Annotated in this window: 16 protein-coding genes; 3 read left to right on the top strand and 13 right to left on the bottom strand. The window is 67.5% G+C overall.

Annotated elements, in window-relative coordinates:
* The coding region (locus tag ABIC44_RS19075; RefSeq protein WP_354296992.1) for an autotransporter family protein at window positions 1-2,598 on the top strand (2,598 nt) is incomplete at its 5' end.
* A 669-nt stretch (window positions 2,599-3,267) separates the two neighbouring features.
* Here the strand turns inward: ABIC44_RS19075 and guaA are convergent.
* From guaA to ABIC44_RS19030, 9 genes are all read right to left on the bottom strand, one after another.
* On the bottom strand, window positions 3,268-4,821 hold the full coding sequence (guaA, locus tag ABIC44_RS19070; RefSeq protein ID WP_307100363.1) for a glutamine-hydrolyzing GMP synthase: 1,554 nt from the start codon (window positions 4,819-4,821) through the stop codon (window positions 3,268-3,270).
* 32 nt (window positions 4,822-4,853) lie between these two features.
* Window positions 4,854-5,438, bottom strand: a complete 585-nt coding sequence (locus tag ABIC44_RS19065) for a hypothetical protein (protein ID WP_354296990.1) — start codon at window positions 5,436-5,438, stop codon at window positions 4,854-4,856.
* A gap of 146 nt (window positions 5,439-5,584) precedes the next feature.
* Window positions 5,585-6,007, bottom strand: a complete 423-nt coding sequence (gene rplQ / locus ABIC44_RS19060; protein ID WP_307100367.1) for a 50S ribosomal protein L17 — start codon at window positions 6,005-6,007, stop codon at window positions 5,585-5,587.
* A 246-nt stretch (window positions 6,008-6,253) separates the two neighbouring features.
* Window positions 6,254-7,318, bottom strand: a complete 1,065-nt coding sequence (locus tag ABIC44_RS19055; protein WP_307100369.1) for a DNA-directed RNA polymerase subunit alpha — start codon at window positions 7,316-7,318, stop codon at window positions 6,254-6,256.
* Window positions 7,319-7,406: 88 nt separating this feature from the next.
* Window positions 7,407-7,796: a 30S ribosomal protein S11 gene (rpsK, locus tag ABIC44_RS19050; protein ID WP_007405180.1), complete on the bottom strand. Its 390-nt coding sequence runs from the start codon at window positions 7,794-7,796 to the stop codon at window positions 7,407-7,409.
* A gap of 95 nt (window positions 7,797-7,891) precedes the next feature.
* Entirely contained in the window at window positions 7,892-8,260 is a 369-nt protein-coding gene (gene rpsM, locus ABIC44_RS19045) for a 30S ribosomal protein S13 (RefSeq protein ID WP_307100371.1), read from the bottom strand.
* 158 nt (window positions 8,261-8,418) lie between these two features.
* A complete protein-coding gene (locus tag ABIC44_RS19040) occupies window positions 8,419-8,697 on the bottom strand; it encodes a hypothetical protein (RefSeq protein WP_354296987.1) in 279 nt (92 codons plus the stop codon).
* 124 nt (window positions 8,698-8,821) lie between these two features.
* On the bottom strand, window positions 8,822-10,177 hold the full coding sequence (locus ABIC44_RS19035; RefSeq protein ID WP_354296985.1) for a sensor histidine kinase: 1,356 nt from the start codon (window positions 10,175-10,177) through the stop codon (window positions 8,822-8,824).
* Window positions 10,174-10,866: a response regulator transcription factor gene (locus ABIC44_RS19030; protein WP_307100376.1), complete on the bottom strand. Its 693-nt coding sequence runs from the start codon at window positions 10,864-10,866 to the stop codon at window positions 10,174-10,176. The genes ABIC44_RS19035 and ABIC44_RS19030 overlap by 4 nt, the downstream gene beginning before the upstream one ends.
* A gap of 371 nt (window positions 10,867-11,237) precedes the next feature.
* Between ABIC44_RS19030 and ABIC44_RS19025 the strand changes: the two genes are divergently transcribed.
* Both ABIC44_RS19025 and ABIC44_RS19020 read left to right on the top strand, forming a co-directional pair.
* Window positions 11,238-12,737 (top strand): sensor domain-containing diguanylate cyclase, encoded by a 1,500-nt coding sequence (locus ABIC44_RS19025; protein ID WP_354296984.1) that lies wholly within the window; start codon window positions 11,238-11,240, stop codon window positions 12,735-12,737.
* A 48-nt stretch (window positions 12,738-12,785) separates the two neighbouring features.
* On the top strand, window positions 12,786-14,957 hold the full coding sequence (locus tag ABIC44_RS19020) for a primosomal protein N' (RefSeq protein ID WP_354296983.1): 2,172 nt from the start codon (window positions 12,786-12,788) through the stop codon (window positions 14,955-14,957).
* Between the two features lie 318 nt (window positions 14,958-15,275).
* On the opposite strand, the gene ABIC44_RS19015 is transcribed toward ABIC44_RS19020, so the two are convergent.
* From ABIC44_RS19015 to ABIC44_RS19000, 4 genes are all read right to left on the bottom strand, one after another.
* Entirely contained in the window at window positions 15,276-15,527 is a 252-nt protein-coding gene (locus ABIC44_RS19015; protein ID WP_007405041.1) for an ATP synthase F1 subunit epsilon, read from the bottom strand.
* A 76-nt stretch (window positions 15,528-15,603) separates the two neighbouring features.
* Window positions 15,604-17,076 carry a F0F1 ATP synthase subunit beta gene (atpD, locus tag ABIC44_RS19010; RefSeq protein ID WP_354296981.1) on the bottom strand — a complete coding sequence of 491 codons (1,473 nt, stop codon included), beginning with the start codon at window positions 17,074-17,076 and terminating at the stop codon, window positions 15,604-15,606.
* Window positions 17,076-17,669 (bottom strand): hypothetical protein, encoded by a 594-nt coding sequence (locus ABIC44_RS19005; RefSeq protein ID WP_354296980.1) that lies wholly within the window; start codon window positions 17,667-17,669, stop codon window positions 17,076-17,078. The genes atpD and ABIC44_RS19005 overlap by 1 nt, the downstream gene beginning before the upstream one ends.
* Complete coding sequence (locus ABIC44_RS19000; protein ID WP_261269889.1) at window positions 17,669-18,544, bottom strand: F0F1 ATP synthase subunit gamma; 876 nt, start codon at window positions 18,542-18,544, stop codon at window positions 17,669-17,671. Before ABIC44_RS19000 ends, ABIC44_RS19005 begins: the two co-directional genes overlap by 1 nt.
* Window positions 18,545-18,737 lie beyond the last annotated feature (193 nt).

Below are 18,737 nucleotides of genomic sequence, written 5' to 3'. Positions count from 1 at the left end.
GTCACCGCACCGACGCTGGTCGTGGCACCGGCCTCGGGTCCGCTGCCCTCGGCGACCGTCGGCACCGCCTATACCACCACGCTGACCAGCACCGGCGGTACCGCGCCGTACAGCTACAGCGCCACCGGCCTGCCTGCCGGCGTCACCCTGGCGGCCAACGGCACGCTCTCGGGCACGCCGACCACCGCTGGCAGTTACACCGTCACCGTCACTACCACCGACGCCAACGGTGCCACCGGCACTGCGACCTACACGCTCGCCGTCACCGTCCAGGCGCCGGTGGCCGGGGCGGTCAGCACGACCGTTGCCGCCAACAGCACCGCCAATGTGGTGACGCTGGCCCTGTCGGGCGGGACCGCCACCTCGGTCGCGGTCGCCACCCAGCCTAGCCACGGCACCGCCACCGCGTCGGGCACCGGCATCACCTACACTCCGGCCGCCGGCTATTCGGGGAGCGACAGCTTCACCTACACCGCGACCAACGCCTCGGGCACCAGCAGTCCGGCTACCGTCACCATGACCGTCACCGCACCGACGCTCGTCGTCGCACCGCCCTCGGGTCCGCTGCCCTCGGCGACCGTCGGCGCCCCCTACAGCACGACGCTGACCAGCACGGGCGGCACTGCGCCGTACAGCTACAGCGCTACCGGCCTGCCCGCAGGCGTCACCCTGGCGGCGAACGGCACGCTCTCGGGCACGCCGACCACCGCTGGCAGTTACACGGTCACCGTCACCACCACCGACGCCAACGGTGCCACCGGCACTGCGACCTACACGCTCGCCGTGAGTCCGCCCCCGGCGCCGGTCGCGGCCGATCCGGCCACGACCTCGGTGGCGGCCAATACCAAGACCGAGGCGGGGAAGAGCGCCAGCCTCAACCTGTCGAGCCTGGTGACTGGTCAGTTCGACGATATCCGCATCGTTACGCAGCCTAGCCATGGCACGGTCACGATCTCGCGGACGCTCGCCATGCGTGGCATCGGTGGCTCGCCACTGATGGCGATGGGGATCGCCATGTCGGCGGTGTCGGTGCCAAGTCAGGTCATTGCGGTCTACACTCCGGAAGCGGGCTATCAAGGCACCGACACCTTCCAGTTTGTCGCAGTTGGTCCGGGTGGGACCTCGGCACCGGCGACCGCCACCATCCACGTGGTCGGCACGGCACCTACCGTCCAGACGATCACCGCATCGGCGATCGACGGCCAGCCAGTTTCGGTCGACCTGACCGCCGCAGCCAGCGGCGGGCCGTTCACCGCCGCCACGGTGACCAGCGTATCGCCCGCCGACCAGGCGACCGCCATGATCGTTGTCGGCGGCGCCACCGATGCGCGGACCTTCCGCCTGCAGGTGACGCCCAAGGCGCGCTTCAACGGGACGATCGCGGTTGGATACACGCTCGCCAATGCGTTCGGTACGTCGGCGCCCGCCACGGTGACGATCAACGTTACGGCACGCCCGGACCCGTCGCAGGACGCCAAGGTGCGCGCGATGAGTGATGCGCAGGTGGAAGCCGTACGCCGCTTCTCGCGGGCGCAGGTCGCCAACTTCATGAGCCACGCCGAAGCCCTGCACGGGGCCGAATGCGGTCGTTCGACCAATGACTTGCGCCTGGGGTCGACGGACATGCCGAACAGCTCGCACATGCCCGGGCAACCGATCGAGCGCAGCTTGTCCGAACGCGAGCGGCGTGGCGCGCGCGCCGAGGAAATGTCGGAGCAGGGCGAACGCAGAAATGAAGGTAAGGACGTTGCGCCGGCCGGATGCGGTGGACGGGTCGGCATCTGGGCTGGCGGTACCATCGACATCGGCACGCGCGATGCGATCACCGGTCGGTCGAAGGTCAGTGCCACGACCTCGGGCATCAGTGCTGGCATCGACCTGCATGTCGCCAAGGGGCTTACCCTTGGCATAGGCGGAGGGCTCGGCCATGACCGCAGCACCATCGCTGGTGATGCCGCTAAGGTGAACAGCGACAGCCAAGTGGTGGCCGTTTACGGTAGCGCGACGCCGGTCCAGGGCTGGTTCGTCGACGGCATGCTCGCACGCGGTTGGCTGGACTATTCGCTGCGACGGCTTGACGAGGGTGCGGGAGCGTTGGCGACCGCCGATCGGTCGGGCAGCTTCACGAGCGGTGCGCTGTCTTCGGGGATCGACAGTGTCACGGGTTCGCTGCGCTGGTCGGTCTATGGCCGGGCCGAGTATCTGAACGGACGCCTGAACCGCTACATCGAAGAGGGCGCGGGGATATATAATTTGCGCTTCGACGACCGCGCACTTGAGTCCCTGACTGGTGCGCTCGGCGTTCGCCTAGCTTGGCAGCGACCGCTACCGTTCGGGGTGCTGACCGGGCGGCTGCGGACCGAATGGTTGCATGAGTTCACCAATGGCACGCGCCAAGGGCTGGACTATGCTGATGTTGCTGGACCATCCTTCTACAGTCTGCTCGCGTCGGGGTGGTCGCGTGAACAATTTATGTTCGCACCCGGCATCGGCCTGACGCTGCCGTCGGGTTGGAATGTTGGACTGGATGTCGGCGTCCGGGTCGCCGATGGCGAACAGGCGGCAACCACCGGTGTGCAGGTCCGCAAGAAGTTCTGAGGACCAACGGGCGGTCGGCGCGATGTCGAATATGGACGTCCCGCCGACCACCTGCTTGACGGGATTCGGCCAGCGTGGTTCCGGGAGAGCGCCTCCAAGCCGATGTTTCCGTCGATGCTGTCCCCTGCGTTCGCGAGGATAGACCTCATACAACGAACAGCTCTCCCGCTTTTGTCGCATCTGGTTTCGAGAGTGCCTGACGCTGCTTGATTTTGGATTTCAGTCGGGCATGTGATCACGCTGGCTAATTGCTCTTATCGACTGAATTTACCCAGCCGATCGCGGACCTGATGGGGCGTGCGCTGCCCTTGATCCGCCTCCATGACGAAAATTCCTTGATCGCGGCACCGGTGGCGCGGGATGCCAACGCCACTGGACTATTGACTTACAATCCAGGTTCGCCCCCACGACGTCAGCCTGAGCAGTTTGGCTTCACGACACTGCCGGCCGGCGGGGCGCAGTGACGATCGATCGGGTAATCGGGCAGGCAAGCCCGTTAAGCGGCCCTCGCCACCCTAATTTCCCAATGATCCGAGTGCCCATCGCTTTCACCTCGGGCGCGCCACTCCCCCATCGCAGACAGCAAAACGCCCCGGCTTTCGCCGAGGCGCTGCATGACGTGTCGGTCGGCATTGCCGCGACCCTGTCCGGCAGGGTCGCGGGGCCGTGTCACTCCCACTCGATCGTGCCGGGGGGCTTGCTGGTATAGTCATAGACGACGCGGTTGATGCCCTTGACCTCGTTGATGATCCGGGTCGTCACGCGCGGCAGGAAGTCGCCGGGGAAGTCGAATGCCTGCGCGGTCATGCCGTCGACCGAGGTCACCGCCCGCAGCGCCAGCACCGAGTCGTAGGTCCGTCCGTCGCCCATCACGCCGACCGACCGCACCGGCAACAGGACCGCAAAGGCCTGCCAGATGGCGTCGTACAGCCCCGCGTTGCGGATTTCCTCGAGATAGATCGCATCCGCCTTGCGCAGGATGTCGCAACGCTCGCGCGTCACCTCGCCGGGGATGCGGATGGCGAGCCCCGGTCCGGGGAACGGGTGGCGGCCGACGAACACGTCGGGCAGCCCCAGTTCGCGGCCCAGCACGCGGACCTCGTCCTTGAACAGTTCGCGAAGCGGCTCGACCAGCTTCATGTTCATCCGCTCAGGCAGGCCGCCGACATTGTGATGGCTCTTGATCGTGACCGAGGGGCCGCCGGTGAAGCTGACGCTCTCGATCACGTCGGGATAGAGCGTGCCCTGCGCCAGGAATTCGGCGCCGCCGATCTTCTTGGCCTCCGCCTCGAACACGTCGATGAAGGTCTTGCCGATGAACTTGCGCTTGGCCTCGGGGTCGGTGACGCCCGCCAAGCCGTTCATGAACAGGTCCTGCGCATCCACATGGACGAGCGGGATGTTGTAATGGCCCCGGAACAGGCTGACGACCTGCTCGGCCTCGCCCTGGCGCAGGATGCCGCCGTCGACGAAGACGCAGGTCAGCTGGTCGCCGATCGCCTCGTGGATCAGCAGCGCGGCGACCGACGAGTCGACCCCGCCCGACAGGCCGCAGATCACCCGGCCGCTGCCCACCTGCTCGCGGATCTCGGCGATCTTGGAGGCGCGGAACTCGGCCATGGTCCAGTCGCCCGAGAGACCGGCGACGTGACGGACGAAATTGCCGATCAGCTTGGCGCCATCGGGGGTGTGAACCACTTCCGGGTGGAACTGCATCGCGAAGATGCGGCGCTCGTCATTGGCGATGATCGCATAGGGCGCGCCGGGGCTGGTCGCGACGACGCGGAAGCCCGGCGCCAGCGCCGTGACCTTGTCGCCATGGCTCATCCACACCTGGTGCCGCTCGCCGGTGTTCCACACGCCGTCGAACAGCGCGCAATCACCCTCGACGGTGATGAAGGCCTCGCCGAACTCGCCGCTGTCGCCCTTCTCGACCTTGCCGCCCAGCTGCTGGGTCAGCGCCTGCTGGCCATAGCAGATGCCGAGCATCGGCAGGCCGCTGTCGAGGATCGCCTGCGGGATGCGCGGGGAATTCTCGTCCACCACGGAGGCCGGGCCGCCGGACAGGATGACCGCGGCGGGCTTGATCCGCGCGAACGCCGCTTCGGCCGATTGGAAGGGAACGATCTCGCTATAGACCCCCGCCTCGCGCACGCGGCGCGCGATGAGCTGGGTGACCTGGCTGCCGAAATCGACGATGAGGATGCTGTCGGGGTGCTCCATGGCGGTCCGATAGCGATGTCTTTTGGAAAATGCTACCGGGTCGGGAGGGTTTGAATCCCGTCGATCGCGATCATCCGCACCGCCTGCGCATCGACGCGGCAGCGGAAGGCGCGGCTCTCGCCCGCCTCGCGGTAACTGGTGCGCAGCAACACATCGCCCTGCACGTCATAGCCATTGCCCAGCGGATGGGCCGAGCGGACCTGCCCGACCTGCGCCAGCGCGTAGCTGCGCCGCCCCTCGCCTTCCGCCGCCTTGGCGCAGGCATGGACCGCCGCCTCGTCGTCGGTTTCCGCGCGATAGGGCGATGGCGCCTCGGCGGCACGAACCGGACGGGAGACATCGATCGCACCCGAATCGCTATGGGGCGTCAGGTTCTTGCCCGCGGTCAGCGCCACCGCCGTCGTGAGCAGCGCGCCCGCGACGAAGCCCCCGGCGATGGCGTCCGCCTGCTTGCGCTGTTGCGGGGTCTGCCACTGCCGTTCGCGGTCGGTGGGAATGAACGGCGCGACCGGCACGACCTGCGTCGACGTGGTGGGCGAAGACGCCCCGTTCTGCGCCGCGAGCGGCAGGGGAAGCGCCAGACCCGCCAAAAGCCACCCGACCGCCATGCGACGCATTCCCAGCCTCCCTCGATTCGTGCCCGTAACGTTATACATCCCGGCTTTCGCCAGGCTGAATATGCGTAAAATGGCGGATATGAAAAAGGGCCGCGCCATCGCTGGCACGGCCCTCTCTCGAAGGTGTCTCGAAAGACGCGCGGAAATTACGCGGCTTCGTCGAAATCTTCCTCGGTCATGACCGGACCCGAATCCTGGCCCTTCGCCGAGACGTCGCGGTCGACGAACTCGATGATCGCCATCGGCGAGGCGTCCGACGCGCGGATGCCGGCCTTGATGATGCGGGTATAGCCACCGTTGCGGTCCGCATAGCGCGACGCCAGAACGTCGAACAGCTTCACCAGCTGCGCGTCGTCGAGCAGGCGGGCATGGGCCAGACGACGGTTCGAGAGACCGCCCTTCTTGGCCAGCGTCACCAGCTTTTCGACATAGGGACGCAGTTCCTTCGCCTTGGCGACGGTGGTGGTGATCTGCTCGTGCTTGATGAGCGCGGCCGACATGTTGCGGAAGAGCGCGGTACGATGAGCCGAGGTACGCTGCAGCTTACGGCCGCCGACGCGATGACGCATGGGTAGTTCCTTCGTTCGTTAAGGGGCCGTGTCACGGTACCCCAGACCTGGTGACCGTTGAGGCCGTCACCTTCGCCTATTCCAATCCTCCCCAAGCTTGTTTGGGGAGGGAACCAGCGAAGCTGGTGGAGCGGCCCGACCGGATCACGGCGAAGCCGCGATCCTGACGTCGAACGGGTCGCCTGTGGGCGACCCGCCGGCCGGGCTGTTTTCGTCTCCGGCGCAATTTCTTGCGCCGGTGCGAAATCAGCCCATGATCTCCTGTTCCAGCTTCTTGGCCATTTCCTCGATATTCTCGGGCGGCCAGCCGGGGATTTCCATGCCCAGGCGCAGACCCATGGACGACAGCACTTCCTTGATCTCGTTCAGCGACTTGCGGCCGAAATTCGGAGTGCGCAGCATCTCGGCCTCGGTCTTGCCGACCAGATCGCCGATATAGATGATGTTGTCGTTCTTGAGGCAGTTGGCCGAACGCACCGACAGTTCCAGCTCGTCGACCTTCTTGAGAAGGTAACGGTTGATCTGCTGCGCGTCGCTCTGCGGCTCGCCACCGGCGACCGGGAGCGCCGCCTGGCCCACGGGGGCCGCGCGGGTGAGCGCCGAGTCGTCGAAGTGCACGAACAGCGCCAGCTGGTCCTGAAGGATGCGCGCGGCATAGGCCACGGCGTCTTCCGGGGTCACGGTGCCGTCGGTCTCGACCGAAAGCGTCAGCTTGTCATAGTCCAGGTCCTGACCGACGCGGGTCGGGTCGACCTTGTACGACACCTGGCGAACCGGCGAGTAGAGCGCATCGACCGGAATCAGGCCGATCGGCGCATCGGCCGGACGGTTGGACGCGGCGGGGACATAGCCCTTCCCGATATCGGCGGTCAGCTCCATGTTGAGCGTCGCACCTTCGTCGAGATGGCAGATCACCAGGTCCTTGTTCATGACCTCGATATCGCCCGACACGGCGATGTCGCCGGCCTTGACGGTGGCGGGGCCGGTCGCGGACAGCTGGAGCCGCTTGGGGCCTTCGCCCTGCATGCGGATCGCGAGCTGCTTCACGTTCAGGACGATGTCGGTGACGTCTTCACGCACACCGGCCAGCGACGAGAACTCGTGCAGCACGTTTTCGATCTTGATCGAGGTGACCGCCGCGCCCTGGAGCGACGACAGGAGCACGCGGCGCAGCGCGTTGCCCAGCGTCAGGCCGAAGCCACGCTCCAGCGGTTCGGCAACGAACGTCGCCTTCCGCTTGCCATCGCCACCCTTTTTCTCGAGCGCGTTGGGCTTCTTGAGTTCCTGCCAGTTCTTTGCGTTGACAGACACGTGGTTCCCCTGAGTTATGGGCCGGAACGGGGACGGTTCCAGCCGTGGAGAGAGGCATGGCCGACTCGTCAGCCGGCCATGGGAAGCATCAGACGCGGCGACGCTTGGAAGGCCGCACGCCGTTGTGCGGGATCGAGGTGACGTCGCGGATCGAGGTGATCTGGAAACCGACCGCCTGCAGCGCGCGCAGCGCCGACTCGCGGCCCGAACCCGGGCCCTTCACTTCGACTTCCAGGGTGCGCACGCCATGCTCGGCGGCCTTCTTGCCCGCGTCTTCCGCCGCGACCTGCGCCGCATACGGGGTCGACTTGCGCGAGCCCTTGAAGCCCATCATGCCCGCCGACGACCACGAGATGGCATTGCCCTGCGCGTCGGTGATGGTGATCATGGTGTTGTTGAAGCTGGCGTTCACATGCGCGACGCCGGCGGTGATGTTCTTGCGCTCGCGACGGCGAATGCGCTGCGGTTCACGTGCCATTAGATGATAATCCTGACCTGATATCCTGATGCGGAGAGCGGCGGGCGGTCAGCCACAAGCCTGCCTCCGGCGGAGTAATTCGTCCCCCGGACGAATTACTTCTTCTTGCCCGCGATCGGCTTCGCCTTGCCCTTGCGGGTGCGCGCGTTGGTGTGCGTGCGCTGGCCGCGGACTGGCAGGCCCTTGCGGTGACGCAGGCCGCGATAGCAGGCCAGGTCCATCAGGCGCTTGATGTTCATCGCGGTCTCGCGACGCAGATCGCCTTCCACCGTGTGATCGGAGTCGATCGTCTCACGGATCTGGAGCACTTCCTGGTCCGAAAGGTCCTGGACGCGACGGTCGGCGGCGATGTTCAGCTTGGCGGTGATTTCCTTCGCCTTGGCCGGACCGATGCCATGGATATAGGTCAGCGCGATCAATACGCGCTTGTTGGTCGGGAGGTTGACACCCGCAATACGTGCCATGAAATTTATTCTCCTAGCTCCACGAAGCATGGCATGGCCGCACATGCTCCATCTCATCGCGATGGTTCCGCCACGCGGAAGCGCGACGCACGCAGATCGCGCGTCGTGAAACCGGGGGTGGTGGAAGGATGGTCAGTTAGGGCCCGCGAAACCCACTGTCAAGCGATCGGTTCCCGAATCCGTCGCAATTCCAACCATCGGCGAAAGGACACGACGGCCCAGACCAGCTCGACCACGCCGAACGGCCAGGCCCCCTGCAAAAAGCCATAGGCCGACCCCGCCAGGCATCCCAACACGAAGCCCAGCGTCCACCAATGCGCGCCCGATTCCTTCGCATAGCAGACCAGGGTGAAGGAGACGGCGGCAAGGCCGAACAAGGAAAGGGAGTCCATGCCGCGGGGTGTAAAGCGCTGAGCCCAGCGGGCAAGTGCCTGCAATGCCTCCCCTGCGGGGGAGGTAGCGCGCGCAGCGCGTCGGAGGGGTGTCACCCTATCGAGGGCGCGATACCCCTCCGTCAGGCCTTCGGCCTGCCACCTCCCCTTGCAGGGGAGGAAAGCATCGTTACGGAATCACCAGCCGCGCGATCAGCCCCGGCGCATTGTCCGCCAGCTCGAACCGCCCGCCATGCAGCCGGGCGACCGCCTCGATCAGCGCCATGCCCAGCCCCGCCCCCGGCGTGGTGCGCGCGGTGTCGAGTCGCCCGAATCGCTTCAGCGCCTGCGCCCGGTCCGCCGCGGCGATGCCCGGCCCGCGATCCTCGACCTGAAAGACGATCCCCTCCACCCCGCGCGACAGGCGCAGCGTGACCTGCGCCCCCGATGCGCCATGCTTCAGCGCATTGTCGATCAGGTTGGACAGGGCCTGGCTCATCAGTTCGCGGTGGAGCGGCAGCGGCGCGGGGCGATCCTCGACCTCGATCAGGAAACGCAGTCCGGCATCCTCGGCGACCGGCGCATAGAGCTCGCCAATCTCCTCGACCAGATCGGCGGGGGCGACCAGCGTGAATCGGTCGCGCGTCACCGATTCGGACCGGCTGATCTCGATCACCATGGTCAGCATGCGCATGATGAGATCGGTTTCGACCAGCAGGCCGCCCAGCGCCGCCTCGCGCTGGTGCGGATCGGCGATCAGCACCGCCTGCTCGGTCTTGGTCCGCAGCCGGGCGAGCGGCGAGCGGAGATCATGCGCCAGGCTGTCGGTGACGACGCGCAGCTCGGCCATCAACTGCTCGATCTTGCCCAGCATCGCGTTCAGCCGCTCGGCCAGCCGGTCGAAGGCGTCGCCCTCGTCGCTGTCGGCGCGGACCAGCGACACGCGCCGGGTCAGGTCGCCCTCGCCCGCCGCGTCGATCACCGCGACGATGGTGTTGAGCCGCCCCGCGACATAATGCGCCAGCACCAGCCCGGTGCCGACCCCCAGCATCAGCGACAGGAAGACCGCGAGCGCCAGCGCCCGCTCGATCGCGATCTGCTGCGCCTCGATCAGGTCGAGCGGACGCCCGACCAGCAGCCAGTCGCCGCCGATCGGATGCAGCGTATAGCCCGCCTCGCGCGAGGCCCAGACGCCCTCGCCCCCCAGCATGGCGATGCGGAACGGCGTATCCGCCAGCGGCACCGCCAGATGGCGCGGCGCATAGCCCGCCATCCGGTGCCCCCGGCTGTCATAGATGGCCAGGACCAGCGTGACGTCGCCCGGCTCGCGCGCATGGGTGATGGCATCGGCCAGCGCGGGCAACGCGCCCGTCCGCCAAACGGCGCGCAGCGCATCCGCCTGCTCGACGATCTCGCGATGGAGCGCGGCGACCGCATCGGCGCTGGTCTGTTTCCAGATGAAACCGACCAGCGCGAGATTGGACAACAGCGCCAGGACGACCGACAGCAGCGCGATCCGCGCCGATATCGTCAGGCGCAGCTTCACCCCTCCACGGCCAGCCGATAGCCCGCGCCGCGCACCGTATGCAGGATCGGGGTGCCGAAGCCTTCCTCCAGCTTGCGCCGCAGCCGCCCGATATGGACGTCGACCACGTTGGAGCCGGGGTCGAAATGATAGTTCCAGATCTTCTCCAGCATCATCGTGCGGGTGACGACCTGCCCGGCATGGCGGGCGAGGAATTCGAGGAGGTTGAACTCGCGCGCGCCGACCGGGATGATCTTGCCCGCGCGGGTGACGGTGCGCGCCAGCAGGTCGATCTCCAGGTCGCCGACGCTCAGCTTGGTCCGCGTCGGCTCGGACGCGGTGCGGTCCGACCGGCGGACCAGCGCCTCGATCCGCGCCGACAGCTCGGCGAAGGAGAAGGGCTTGCACAGATAGTCATCGGCCCCGGCCTTCAGCCCGTCGACCCGGTCGTCGACCGTGGCGAGCGCCGACAGGATCAGCACCGGCGTGGAGATCCCCGCCGCGCGGATCGCGCTGACCATCGCCAGCCCGTCGAGGCGGGGCAGCATCCGGTCGGCGATGATCAGGTCGAATATGCCCTCGCTCGCCAGGAACAGGCCGTCGCGCCCGTCCCCGCATTGTTCGACGGCATAGCCCGCCTCGGCCAGTCCCTTGGCGACATAGGCGGCGGTGGAGGCATCGTCTTCGACGATCAGGATTTTGCGACTCATCGGCTCGTCTGCTCCGGCATCGGACGACTTTCTGTCAATCAGGATCGGTGCCGCGACAAGGACGACCGTCGCCGGTCGATCGCGCCGCCCGGATAAGCGATGCCAGTGAAAGGCCGGCGGAAAGCGCGCTCTCCGCCGGCCCCGACGGCACCCCCGGGAGTGTCGGGCGCCGAGCTCTTCGAACTCTGTGACCGCAGGGCTACAGGCTGACGGGATACCCCGGGGTGACCATAACGTGAAAAATACGTCATCCTGCCCCCGGCCCGCCCCCGGCCCGCCCGGCGATGCCCACGGCTTCGGAGCAAATAAAGGCTCCGCTTCCCGATCTATTTTTAAGATTTTGACAAGACTTGCTTTTATGAATGTCTGTCATGAAGGTCGATCCCCTGCCCATGCCCTCCCGCGAAGAGCGCCGCATGGCCGCCGTCCAGGCTCATGCGCTGCTCGACAGCGAGCCGGAGGCCGAGTTCGATGCGCTGGTCTCGCTGGCCGCCGATATGCTCGGCTGTCCGGTCGCGGCGCTGACCCTGGCGGATCGCGACCGTTTCTGGGTCAAGTCGGCGGTCGGCCCGCTGCCCAGTGAAATGCCGCGCAAGGTCGCCTTTTGCGACCACACGATCGAGGCCCCCGACCTGATGATGGTGCCCGACCTGACGCGCGATCCGCGCTTCGCGGCCAATCCCTTCGTCACCGGCGAGGCGGCGACCCGTTTCTATGCGGGCATGCCGATCCGCGTTCCCGACCTGGACGGCACGCCCCAGGCGATCGGCTCGCTGTGCGTTATGGACGCGAGCCCGCGCTCGCTGAGCGCGGCGGGGGAGCGGACGCTGCGGCATCTCGCCAGGCTGGCCGAGGCGTTGATCGCCGCGCGCGCCATCGCCCGCCGCGCCACCGCCATGGCCGAGCTGAGCGATCGCCAGGCCGAGGACCTGCGCGCCAAGGAACATACCGTGCGCCAGGTCGAGCGGCTGGCGTTGATCGGATCGTGGCGGATCGATCTGGCGGACGGACACGCCACCTGGTCCGAGGGGGTGTACCGCATCCACGAACTGCCGCCGGGCAAGACGTTCACGGTCGAACAGGGCCTGTCCTATTACCCGCCCCAGTCGCGCGACCAGCTGCGCTCGACCATCGAGCAGACCATTCAGACCGGCGAGTCGTTCGACATCGAACTGGATTTCATCACCGCGCTGGGGCGGCGTCGCCGGGTCCGCGTGATGGGCGAGCGCGAGATGCTGGACGGGCGGGCGAGCGGGGTGGTCGGCATGTTCCAGGACGTGACCGAGCGGCATCTGCTGGAGACCCAGCTTCGCCGCAACGCCGATACCGACGCGCTGACCCTGCTGGCCAACCGCGCCGCGTTCGACCGCGCGCTGGAAACCGCGATCACCGAGGCGTCGGCGAACGACACGCCGCTCGGGCTGGTGCTGATCGATCTCGACGGGTTCAAGCTCGTCAACGACACGCTCGGCCACCCCGCCGGGGACGAGGTCCTGCGCGTCGTCGGCCAGCGGCTGCGCAGCGACTGGCTGGACGGCTGTTTCGTCGCGCGGCTGGGCGGTGACGAATTTGGCGTGATCGTCCAGGACCCCACGCTCCTCGCCGATCCCGAGCGGATCCGGACGCGGATCGAGGCGCTGCTGATCATTGCCGTCACCGCCGAGGGCCTGACCATGCATTGTTCGGGCACGGTCTGCCTCACGACGCTGCCGCCGGGATGCGCGACGACGCGCGATTTCATGCATCACGCCGACAGCCGCCTGTACGGTGCCAAGCGCGAGCGGGTCGGCGAACGGCGGCGCGGCGACAGGCGGCAGAACGACCGGCGCCAGGGGGATCGGCGGCAGGACGATCGGCGACAGGCGGGCTGACGCGCTCGGCCCTTTCCTCGGGCCCGGCCAACCCCATATAGCGGGTCCATGTCCTCGCGCGCCCGCGTCCTCGTCCTGAATTCCGCCCTCGGCCCGCTCGATTACCGCGTTCCCCAGGGCATGGCGGTCGAGCCGGGATCGATCGTCGTCGCGCCGCTCGGCCCCCGCCAGTTGCTGGGCGTGGTGTGGGAGCCCGAGCGGATGCCCTCGGACGCCGAGGTCGGCGACAATCGCCTTCGCCCGCTGCTCGGCGTGGCCGATGCCCCGCCATTGCCGACCCCGTTGCGCCGGTTGATCGAATGGACGGCGGACTATTATCTCGCCCCGCCTGCCGCGGTGGTGCGGATGGCGCTGTCCTCCACCTCCGCGCTGGAGGGGGCGCGGACCGTCACCGAATATCGCGTCACCGGCCATGTCCCCGACCGCCTGACCCCGCAGCGCGCGCAGGCGCTGGAGCGGATCGGCGACCGACAGGGCCTGATCCGGGAACTGGCGACGATGGCGGACGTGTCCGACGCGGTGATCCGGGGCCTCGTCAAGAACGGCGCGATCGAGGGGGTGGAGGTCGATATCGACAGCCCCTTCCCCCTTCCCGATCCCGATCATCACCGCCCGGCCCTGTCCGACGACCAGCGCGCGGCGGCGGACATATTGGTCGCGGGCGTGGCGGCGCGGAGCTTCCAGCCGGTGCTGCTCGACGGCGTCACCGGTTCGGGCAAGACCGAGGTCTATTTCGAGGCGGTGGCGCAGGCGGTGGCCGAGGGTCGGCAGGTGCTGGTCCTCCTGCCCGAAATCGCGCTGACCGAGCCGTTCCTCAAGCGTTTCCACGACCGCTTCGGCTGCGAGCCCGTGGCGTGGCACTCCGGCCTGCGCTCCTCGCAGCGTCGGCGCGCCTGGCGGGCGATCGCCAGCGGCCAGGGGATGGTGACGGTGGGCGCGCGCTCGGCGCTGTTCCTTCCCTATGCCAATCTCGGCCTGATCGTCGTCGACGAGGCGCATGAGACCAGCTTCAAGCAGGAAGACGGCGTCCATTATCATGCGCGCGACGTGGCGGTGATGCGCGGCTTGTTCGAACCGTGCCCCGTCATCCTCGCCTCCGCCACCCCCGCCATCGAGACGCGCCAGCAAGTGGCGCTGGGCCGCTATACCGAGGTCAAGCTGCCCGGCCGCTTCGGCCCGGCGCAGATGCCGACGATCGAGGCGATCGACCTGATCCAGGACCCGCCCGAACGCGGCCGCTGGATCGCGCCCAAGCTGGTCGCGGCGATGAAGGAGACGCTGGAGAAGCGCGAACAGTCGCTGCTCTATCTCAACCGGCGCGGCTATGCCCCGCTGACCCTGTGCCGGACCTGCGGGCATCGGTTCCAGTGCCCCAATTGCACCGCCTGGATGGTCGAGCATCGGCTGGTCCGGCGGCTGGCCTGTCACCATTGCGGCCATGTCCTGCCCACCCCGCGCGCCTGCCCCGAATGCGACGGCGAGGACACGCTGGTCGCCTGCGGCCCCGGCGTCGAACGGATCGCGGACGAGGCGACCGCGCTGTTCCCCGAGGCCAGGATCGCGGTCGTCACCTCCGACACCATCTGGTCCCCCGCCAAGGCGGCGGAGTTTGTCGGGCGGATGGAGGCGGGCGATATCGACATCGTCGTCGGCACGCAGCTCATTACCAAGGGCTATCACTTCCCCAATCTGACCCTGGTGGGGGTGATCGACGCCGATCTGGGGCTGGACGGCGGCGACCTGCGCGCGGCGGAGCGCACCTTCCAGCAGATCCGCCAGGTATCGGGTCGCGCGGGACGCGGCGCCAAGCCGGGCCATGTCTTCATCCAGACGCACAGCCCCAAGGCCCAGGTGATGCAGGCGCTGGTGACGGGCGATGCCGAAGCCTTCTACGCGGCGGAAACCGAGGCCAGGCGCGATGCCGATGCGCCGCCCTTCGGCCGCTATGCCGCGATCATCATCTCGTCCGAGGACCAGGGTGCGGCCCAGTCGACCGCCGCCATGATCGCCCGCGCCGCGCCCAAGGTCGAAGGCATGCACGTCTTCGGCCCCGCCCCCGCCCCGCTGGCGATGCTGCGCGGTCGGCATCGGTTCCGCTTGCTGGTCCACGCCCGGCGGGCGCTGGCGGTGCAGGATGTGATCCGCGAATGGCTGGGCGGGGTGGAATGGTCCGCCAAGGTGCGCGTCGCGGTGGATGTGGACCCGTATAGTTTCTTGTGAGCGCTCTGGGGGCGAGCAGGTCGTCCGCCCCGGACACGCCCCTCCCGCAGGCGGGAGGGGATGGGGGAGGGAAAGCCACGAGCGATGGTCTCTGCGAGAACCCATACCCTCCCCAAACCCCTCCCGCCTGCGGGAGGGGCTTACCGACTGTGGAGGTGGTTTCCCTTGGCCTTCGACTGCGCTCAGGCTGAACGGCGGTTGGGGATAGCCGCCTTACCCCCGCTCCGTTCAGCCTGCAGTCGAAGGCCACGCCCCGAACAAACGAAAACGGCCGCAGCTTCCGCCACGACCGTTTCAAAACCCCGGTAAGGAAAAACCTTACCCCGCATGCTCCGCCAGCACGGTCAGGCCCTTGGGCCCCACCTCGGCGAAGCCGCCGCGGATCTGGATCGATTCCGGCTCGCCCTTGTCGGTGCGGTACACTTGGATCGCGCCGTCGCGGATGGTCGACATGAAGGGCGCATGGCCCTCCAGCACGCCGAAATCGCCCTCGGTGCCGGGAACGACCACCATATGCACCTCCTCCGAGCGGAGGAGCTTTTCGGGCGTGACGAGTTCGAAGTGCAGCATGGTCTAGTATCTCGCATCGCTCTCCCCGCCGGGGAGAGGAAAGAGGGGGGACGGACCGCGCCGTCCCCCCATGTCATCAGGCGTCCTGCGCCAGCTTCTCGGCCTTGGCGACGGCTTCGTCGATGCCGCCGACCATGTAGAAGGCCGCTTCCGGCAGATGGTCATACTCGCCGTCGACCACCGCCTTGAACGAACGGATCGTGTCTTCGATCTGGACGAACTTGCCCGAGATGCCGGTGAAGACTTCCGCGACGTGGAAGGGCTGCGACAGGAAGCGCTGGATCTTGCGGGCGCGCTGGACGGTCAGCTTGTCCTCTTCGGACAGCTCGTCCATGCCCAGGATCGCGATGATGTCCTGCAGCGCCTTGTAGCGCTGGAGCAGCGACTGGACCGCACGGGCCGTCTCATAATGCTCCTGGCCGACGATGCGCGGCTCCAGCACGCGGCTGGTCGAGTCGAGCGGGTCGACGGCCGGGTAGATGCCCAGCTCCGAGATGGCGCGGTTGAGCACGGTCGTCGCGTCGAGGTGGGCGAACGAAGTGGCCGGCGCCGGGTCGGTCAAGTCGTCGGCGGGCACGTACACGGCCTGCACCGAGGTGATCGAGCCCTTGTTGGTCGAGGTGATGCGCTCCTGCAGCGCGCCCATGTCGGTCGACAGGGTCGGCTGATAGCCCACGGCCGAGGGAATACGGCCGAGCAGCGCCGACACTTCCGCACCCGCCTGGGTGAAGCGGAAGATGTTGTCGACGAAGAACAGCACGTCCTGGCCTTCCTGGTCGCGGAAATATTCCGCGATGGCCAGGCCCGACAGCGCGACGCGGGCACGGGCGCCCGGCGGCTCGTTCATCTGGCCATAAACCAGCGCGACCTTCGAGCCCTCGCTGATCGCGTTGCCCTCGGCATCCTTGGCGATGACGCCCGCATCGAGGAATTCGTGATACAGGTCGTTGCCCTCGCGGGTCCGCTCACCGACGCCCGCGAAGACCGAGGTGCCGCCATGGCCCTTGGCGATGTTGTTGATCAGTTCCTGAATCAGAACCGTCTTGCCGACGCCGGCGCCGCCGAACAGGCCGATCTTGCCGCCCTTCGCATAAGGCGCGAGCAGGTCGATGACCTTGATGCCGGTGACCAGGATCGCGCTCTCGGTCGACTGCTCGACGAACTCGGGCGCCTTGGCGTGGATCGGCGCGCGCAGATCGGTGGCGACGGGGCCGCGCTCGTCGATCGGCTCGCCGACGACGTTCAGGATGCGGCCGAGCGTCGCGGGGCCGACCGGAACCTGAATCTGGTTGCCGGTGTCGGTCACGGTCTGGCCGCGGGTCAGACCCTCGGTCGTGTCCATCGCGATCGTGCGGACGGTGTTCTCGCCCAGATGCTGCGCGACTTCGAGCACCAGACGGGTGCCGTTATTGTCCGTCTCCAGCGCCGACAGGATCGCGGGCAGGTGATCGGGGAAGTGAACGTCGACGACCGCGCCGATGACCTGGGCGATCGTGCCGACATTGTTGGTGGCCGTGGTCGGCCGGATGTCCTCAGCGGCGGTTGCCATCATTGCTTCCTTGGTTCGGTAGAGCCCGACATAGCTTCGGGGCGGGCTTCGGGGCGGGTAAAGGTTACGACCAGACGGCGGCCACCGTCGATCTTGTCACGGGTAACATGGTAATCGGCGCCGGTCAGGTGGCCGGTGGTGGCGCTTTCGGTCTGGATCGCGGCCGCAACCGCATCCTTGCCGTCCAGACCCAGCTGATCCATCGGCTTGGTCATCCAGCGGATGAACTGCGTCTTGGCGAACGGGCTGGTGTCGAGATTGACGATGTCGAGCGAGAAGCGAAGCGTGTTCAGCGTCTTCGCATCGCCCTCGACGAGCAGATTGGCCATGTTGACCGGCGTCACCGACGGATCGGCCATCGGCGTGGCTTGCGCGACCGCGCGGTACTGGCCCTGGACGGGCACATAGCCGGTCATGCGAAAGCCCATCCGGTCGAGCAGGCTGACCGTCTCCGGCGCATTGCCAAACACGGTCGCCCAGCCGCCCGTCACGAGCGGCGTCGGCGTCGCGCGGGGTGCGTCCTTCGGCTGATCGGACGCCTGGCCGCATCCGGCCAGAGCGACCGTCAGGCCCAGAAGGAGCGCAGCCTTCATCAGAGCGCCTCGGCGCCCGAGATGATTTCGACCAGCTCGGTGGTGATCGCGGCCTGACGCGTGCGGTTATACTGGATCGACAGGCGGCGGATCATGTCGCCCGCATTGCGCGTGGCATTGTCCATCGCGTTCATCTGCGACCCATAGAAACCGGCCTGGTTCTCCAGCAGCGCGCGGAAGATCTGCACCGCGACGTTGCGCGGCAGCAACGCGTCGAGGATGTCCTCCTCGCTCGGCTCGAACTCGGCGACCGCCTCGACCGAGGTTTCGGCCTTGGTGGCTGCGGGCATCGGCACCGGGATCAGCTGCTGCGCGACCGGGTCCTGCACCAGCGCCGAGACGAACTTGGAATAGAACAGGTGCGCCACGTCGAACTCGCCGCGCTCGAAGCGGGCAATCAGATCGTCGGCGATGACGCGCGCGTCGTCGAACTTGGGCGCCTTGATCGCGCTCATGTCATGATCGGCGAGGATCGCGTTCGGGAAGAAGCGCTTCAGCACGCGCCCCTTCTTGCCCGCGATGTAGAACTTCACCGTCTTGCCCTGCGCGGTCAGCTCTTCGGCCTTGCGGCGCGCGGCGCGGACGATGTTGGTGTTGAACGCACCCGCCAGGCCACGCTCGGAGGTCGCGACGACCAGCAGCTGGACATCGTCCTTGCCGGTGCCCGCCAGCAGCGGCGACGCACCGACGCCGCCCACGCGCGCGGCCATGCCGGCCATCACCGTTTCCAGCCGCTCGGCATAGGGACGGCCGTTCTGCGCCGCGTCCTGCGCCCGGCGCAGCTTGGCGGCGGCGACCATCTTCATCGCCTTGGTGATCTTCTGGGTCGACTTGACCGAGTTGATCCGGATTTTGAGGGCCTTGAGGGACGCCATCTTAGTCCTTCTTCTCCCTCTCCCCACTGGGGAGAGGGCCGGGGTGAGGGGCTGCCACGGATGAGACGGCCTGTGTGGCGGGGGGGCCCCCCCCCCCCCCCCCCCGGGGGGGGGGGGGGGGGCCGGGGGCCCAAGGCGGCGCAAACTAAAAAACTGCGGCGGCAGGGGGGGGGGATGGGGGGGGGGGGGAGGT

This window comes from Sphingomonas sp. 1185 (assembly GCF_040544655.1).
Classification (GTDB): domain Bacteria; phylum Pseudomonadota; class Alphaproteobacteria; order Sphingomonadales; family Sphingomonadaceae; genus Sphingomonas.
This window is presented reverse-complemented; position numbering and strand designations above follow the sequence as displayed.

Bases quoted from the DNA above. Each gene is read 5' to 3' on its own strand.
- guaA (WP_307100363.1), bottom strand. From the start codon at position 4,821: ATGGAGCACCCCGACAGCATCCTCATCGTCGATTTCGGCAGCCAGGTC.
- ABIC44_RS19065 (WP_354296990.1), bottom strand. From the start codon at position 5,438: ATGCGTCGCATGGCGGTCGGGTGGCTTTTGGCGGGTCTGGCGCTTCCC.
- rplQ (WP_307100367.1), bottom strand. From the start codon at position 6,007: ATGCGTCATCGCGTCGGCGGCCGTAAGCTGCAGCGTACCTCGGCTCAT.
- rpsK (WP_007405180.1), bottom strand. From the start codon at position 7,796: ATGGCACGTGAACCGCAGCGCATTCGCCGTCGCGAGCGCAAGAACATC.
- rpsM (WP_307100371.1), bottom strand. From the start codon at position 8,260: ATGGCACGTATTGCGGGTGTCAACCTCCCGACCAACAAGCGCGTATTG.
- ABIC44_RS19030 (WP_307100376.1), bottom strand. From the start codon at position 10,866: ATGAGTCGCAAAATCCTGATCGTCGAAGACGATGCCTCCACCGCCGCC.
- ABIC44_RS19025 (WP_354296984.1), top strand. From the start codon at position 11,238: ATGAAGGTCGATCCCCTGCCCATGCCCTCCCGCGAAGAGCGCCGCATG.
- ABIC44_RS19020 (WP_354296983.1), top strand. From the start codon at position 12,786: ATGTCCTCGCGCGCCCGCGTCCTCGTCCTGAATTCCGCCCTCGGCCCG.
- ABIC44_RS19015 (WP_007405041.1), bottom strand. From the start codon at position 15,527: ATGCTGCACTTCGAACTCGTCACGCCCGAAAAGCTCCTCCGCTCGGAG.
- atpD (WP_354296981.1), bottom strand. From the start codon at position 17,076: ATGGCAACCGCCGCTGAGGACATCCGGCCGACCACGGCCACCAACAAT.
- ABIC44_RS19005 (WP_354296980.1), bottom strand. From the start codon at position 17,669: ATGAAGGCTGCGCTCCTTCTGGGCCTGACGGTCGCTCTGGCCGGATGC.
- ABIC44_RS19000 (WP_261269889.1), bottom strand. From the start codon at position 18,544: ATGGCGTCCCTCAAGGCCCTCAAAATCCGGATCAACTCGGTCAAGTCG.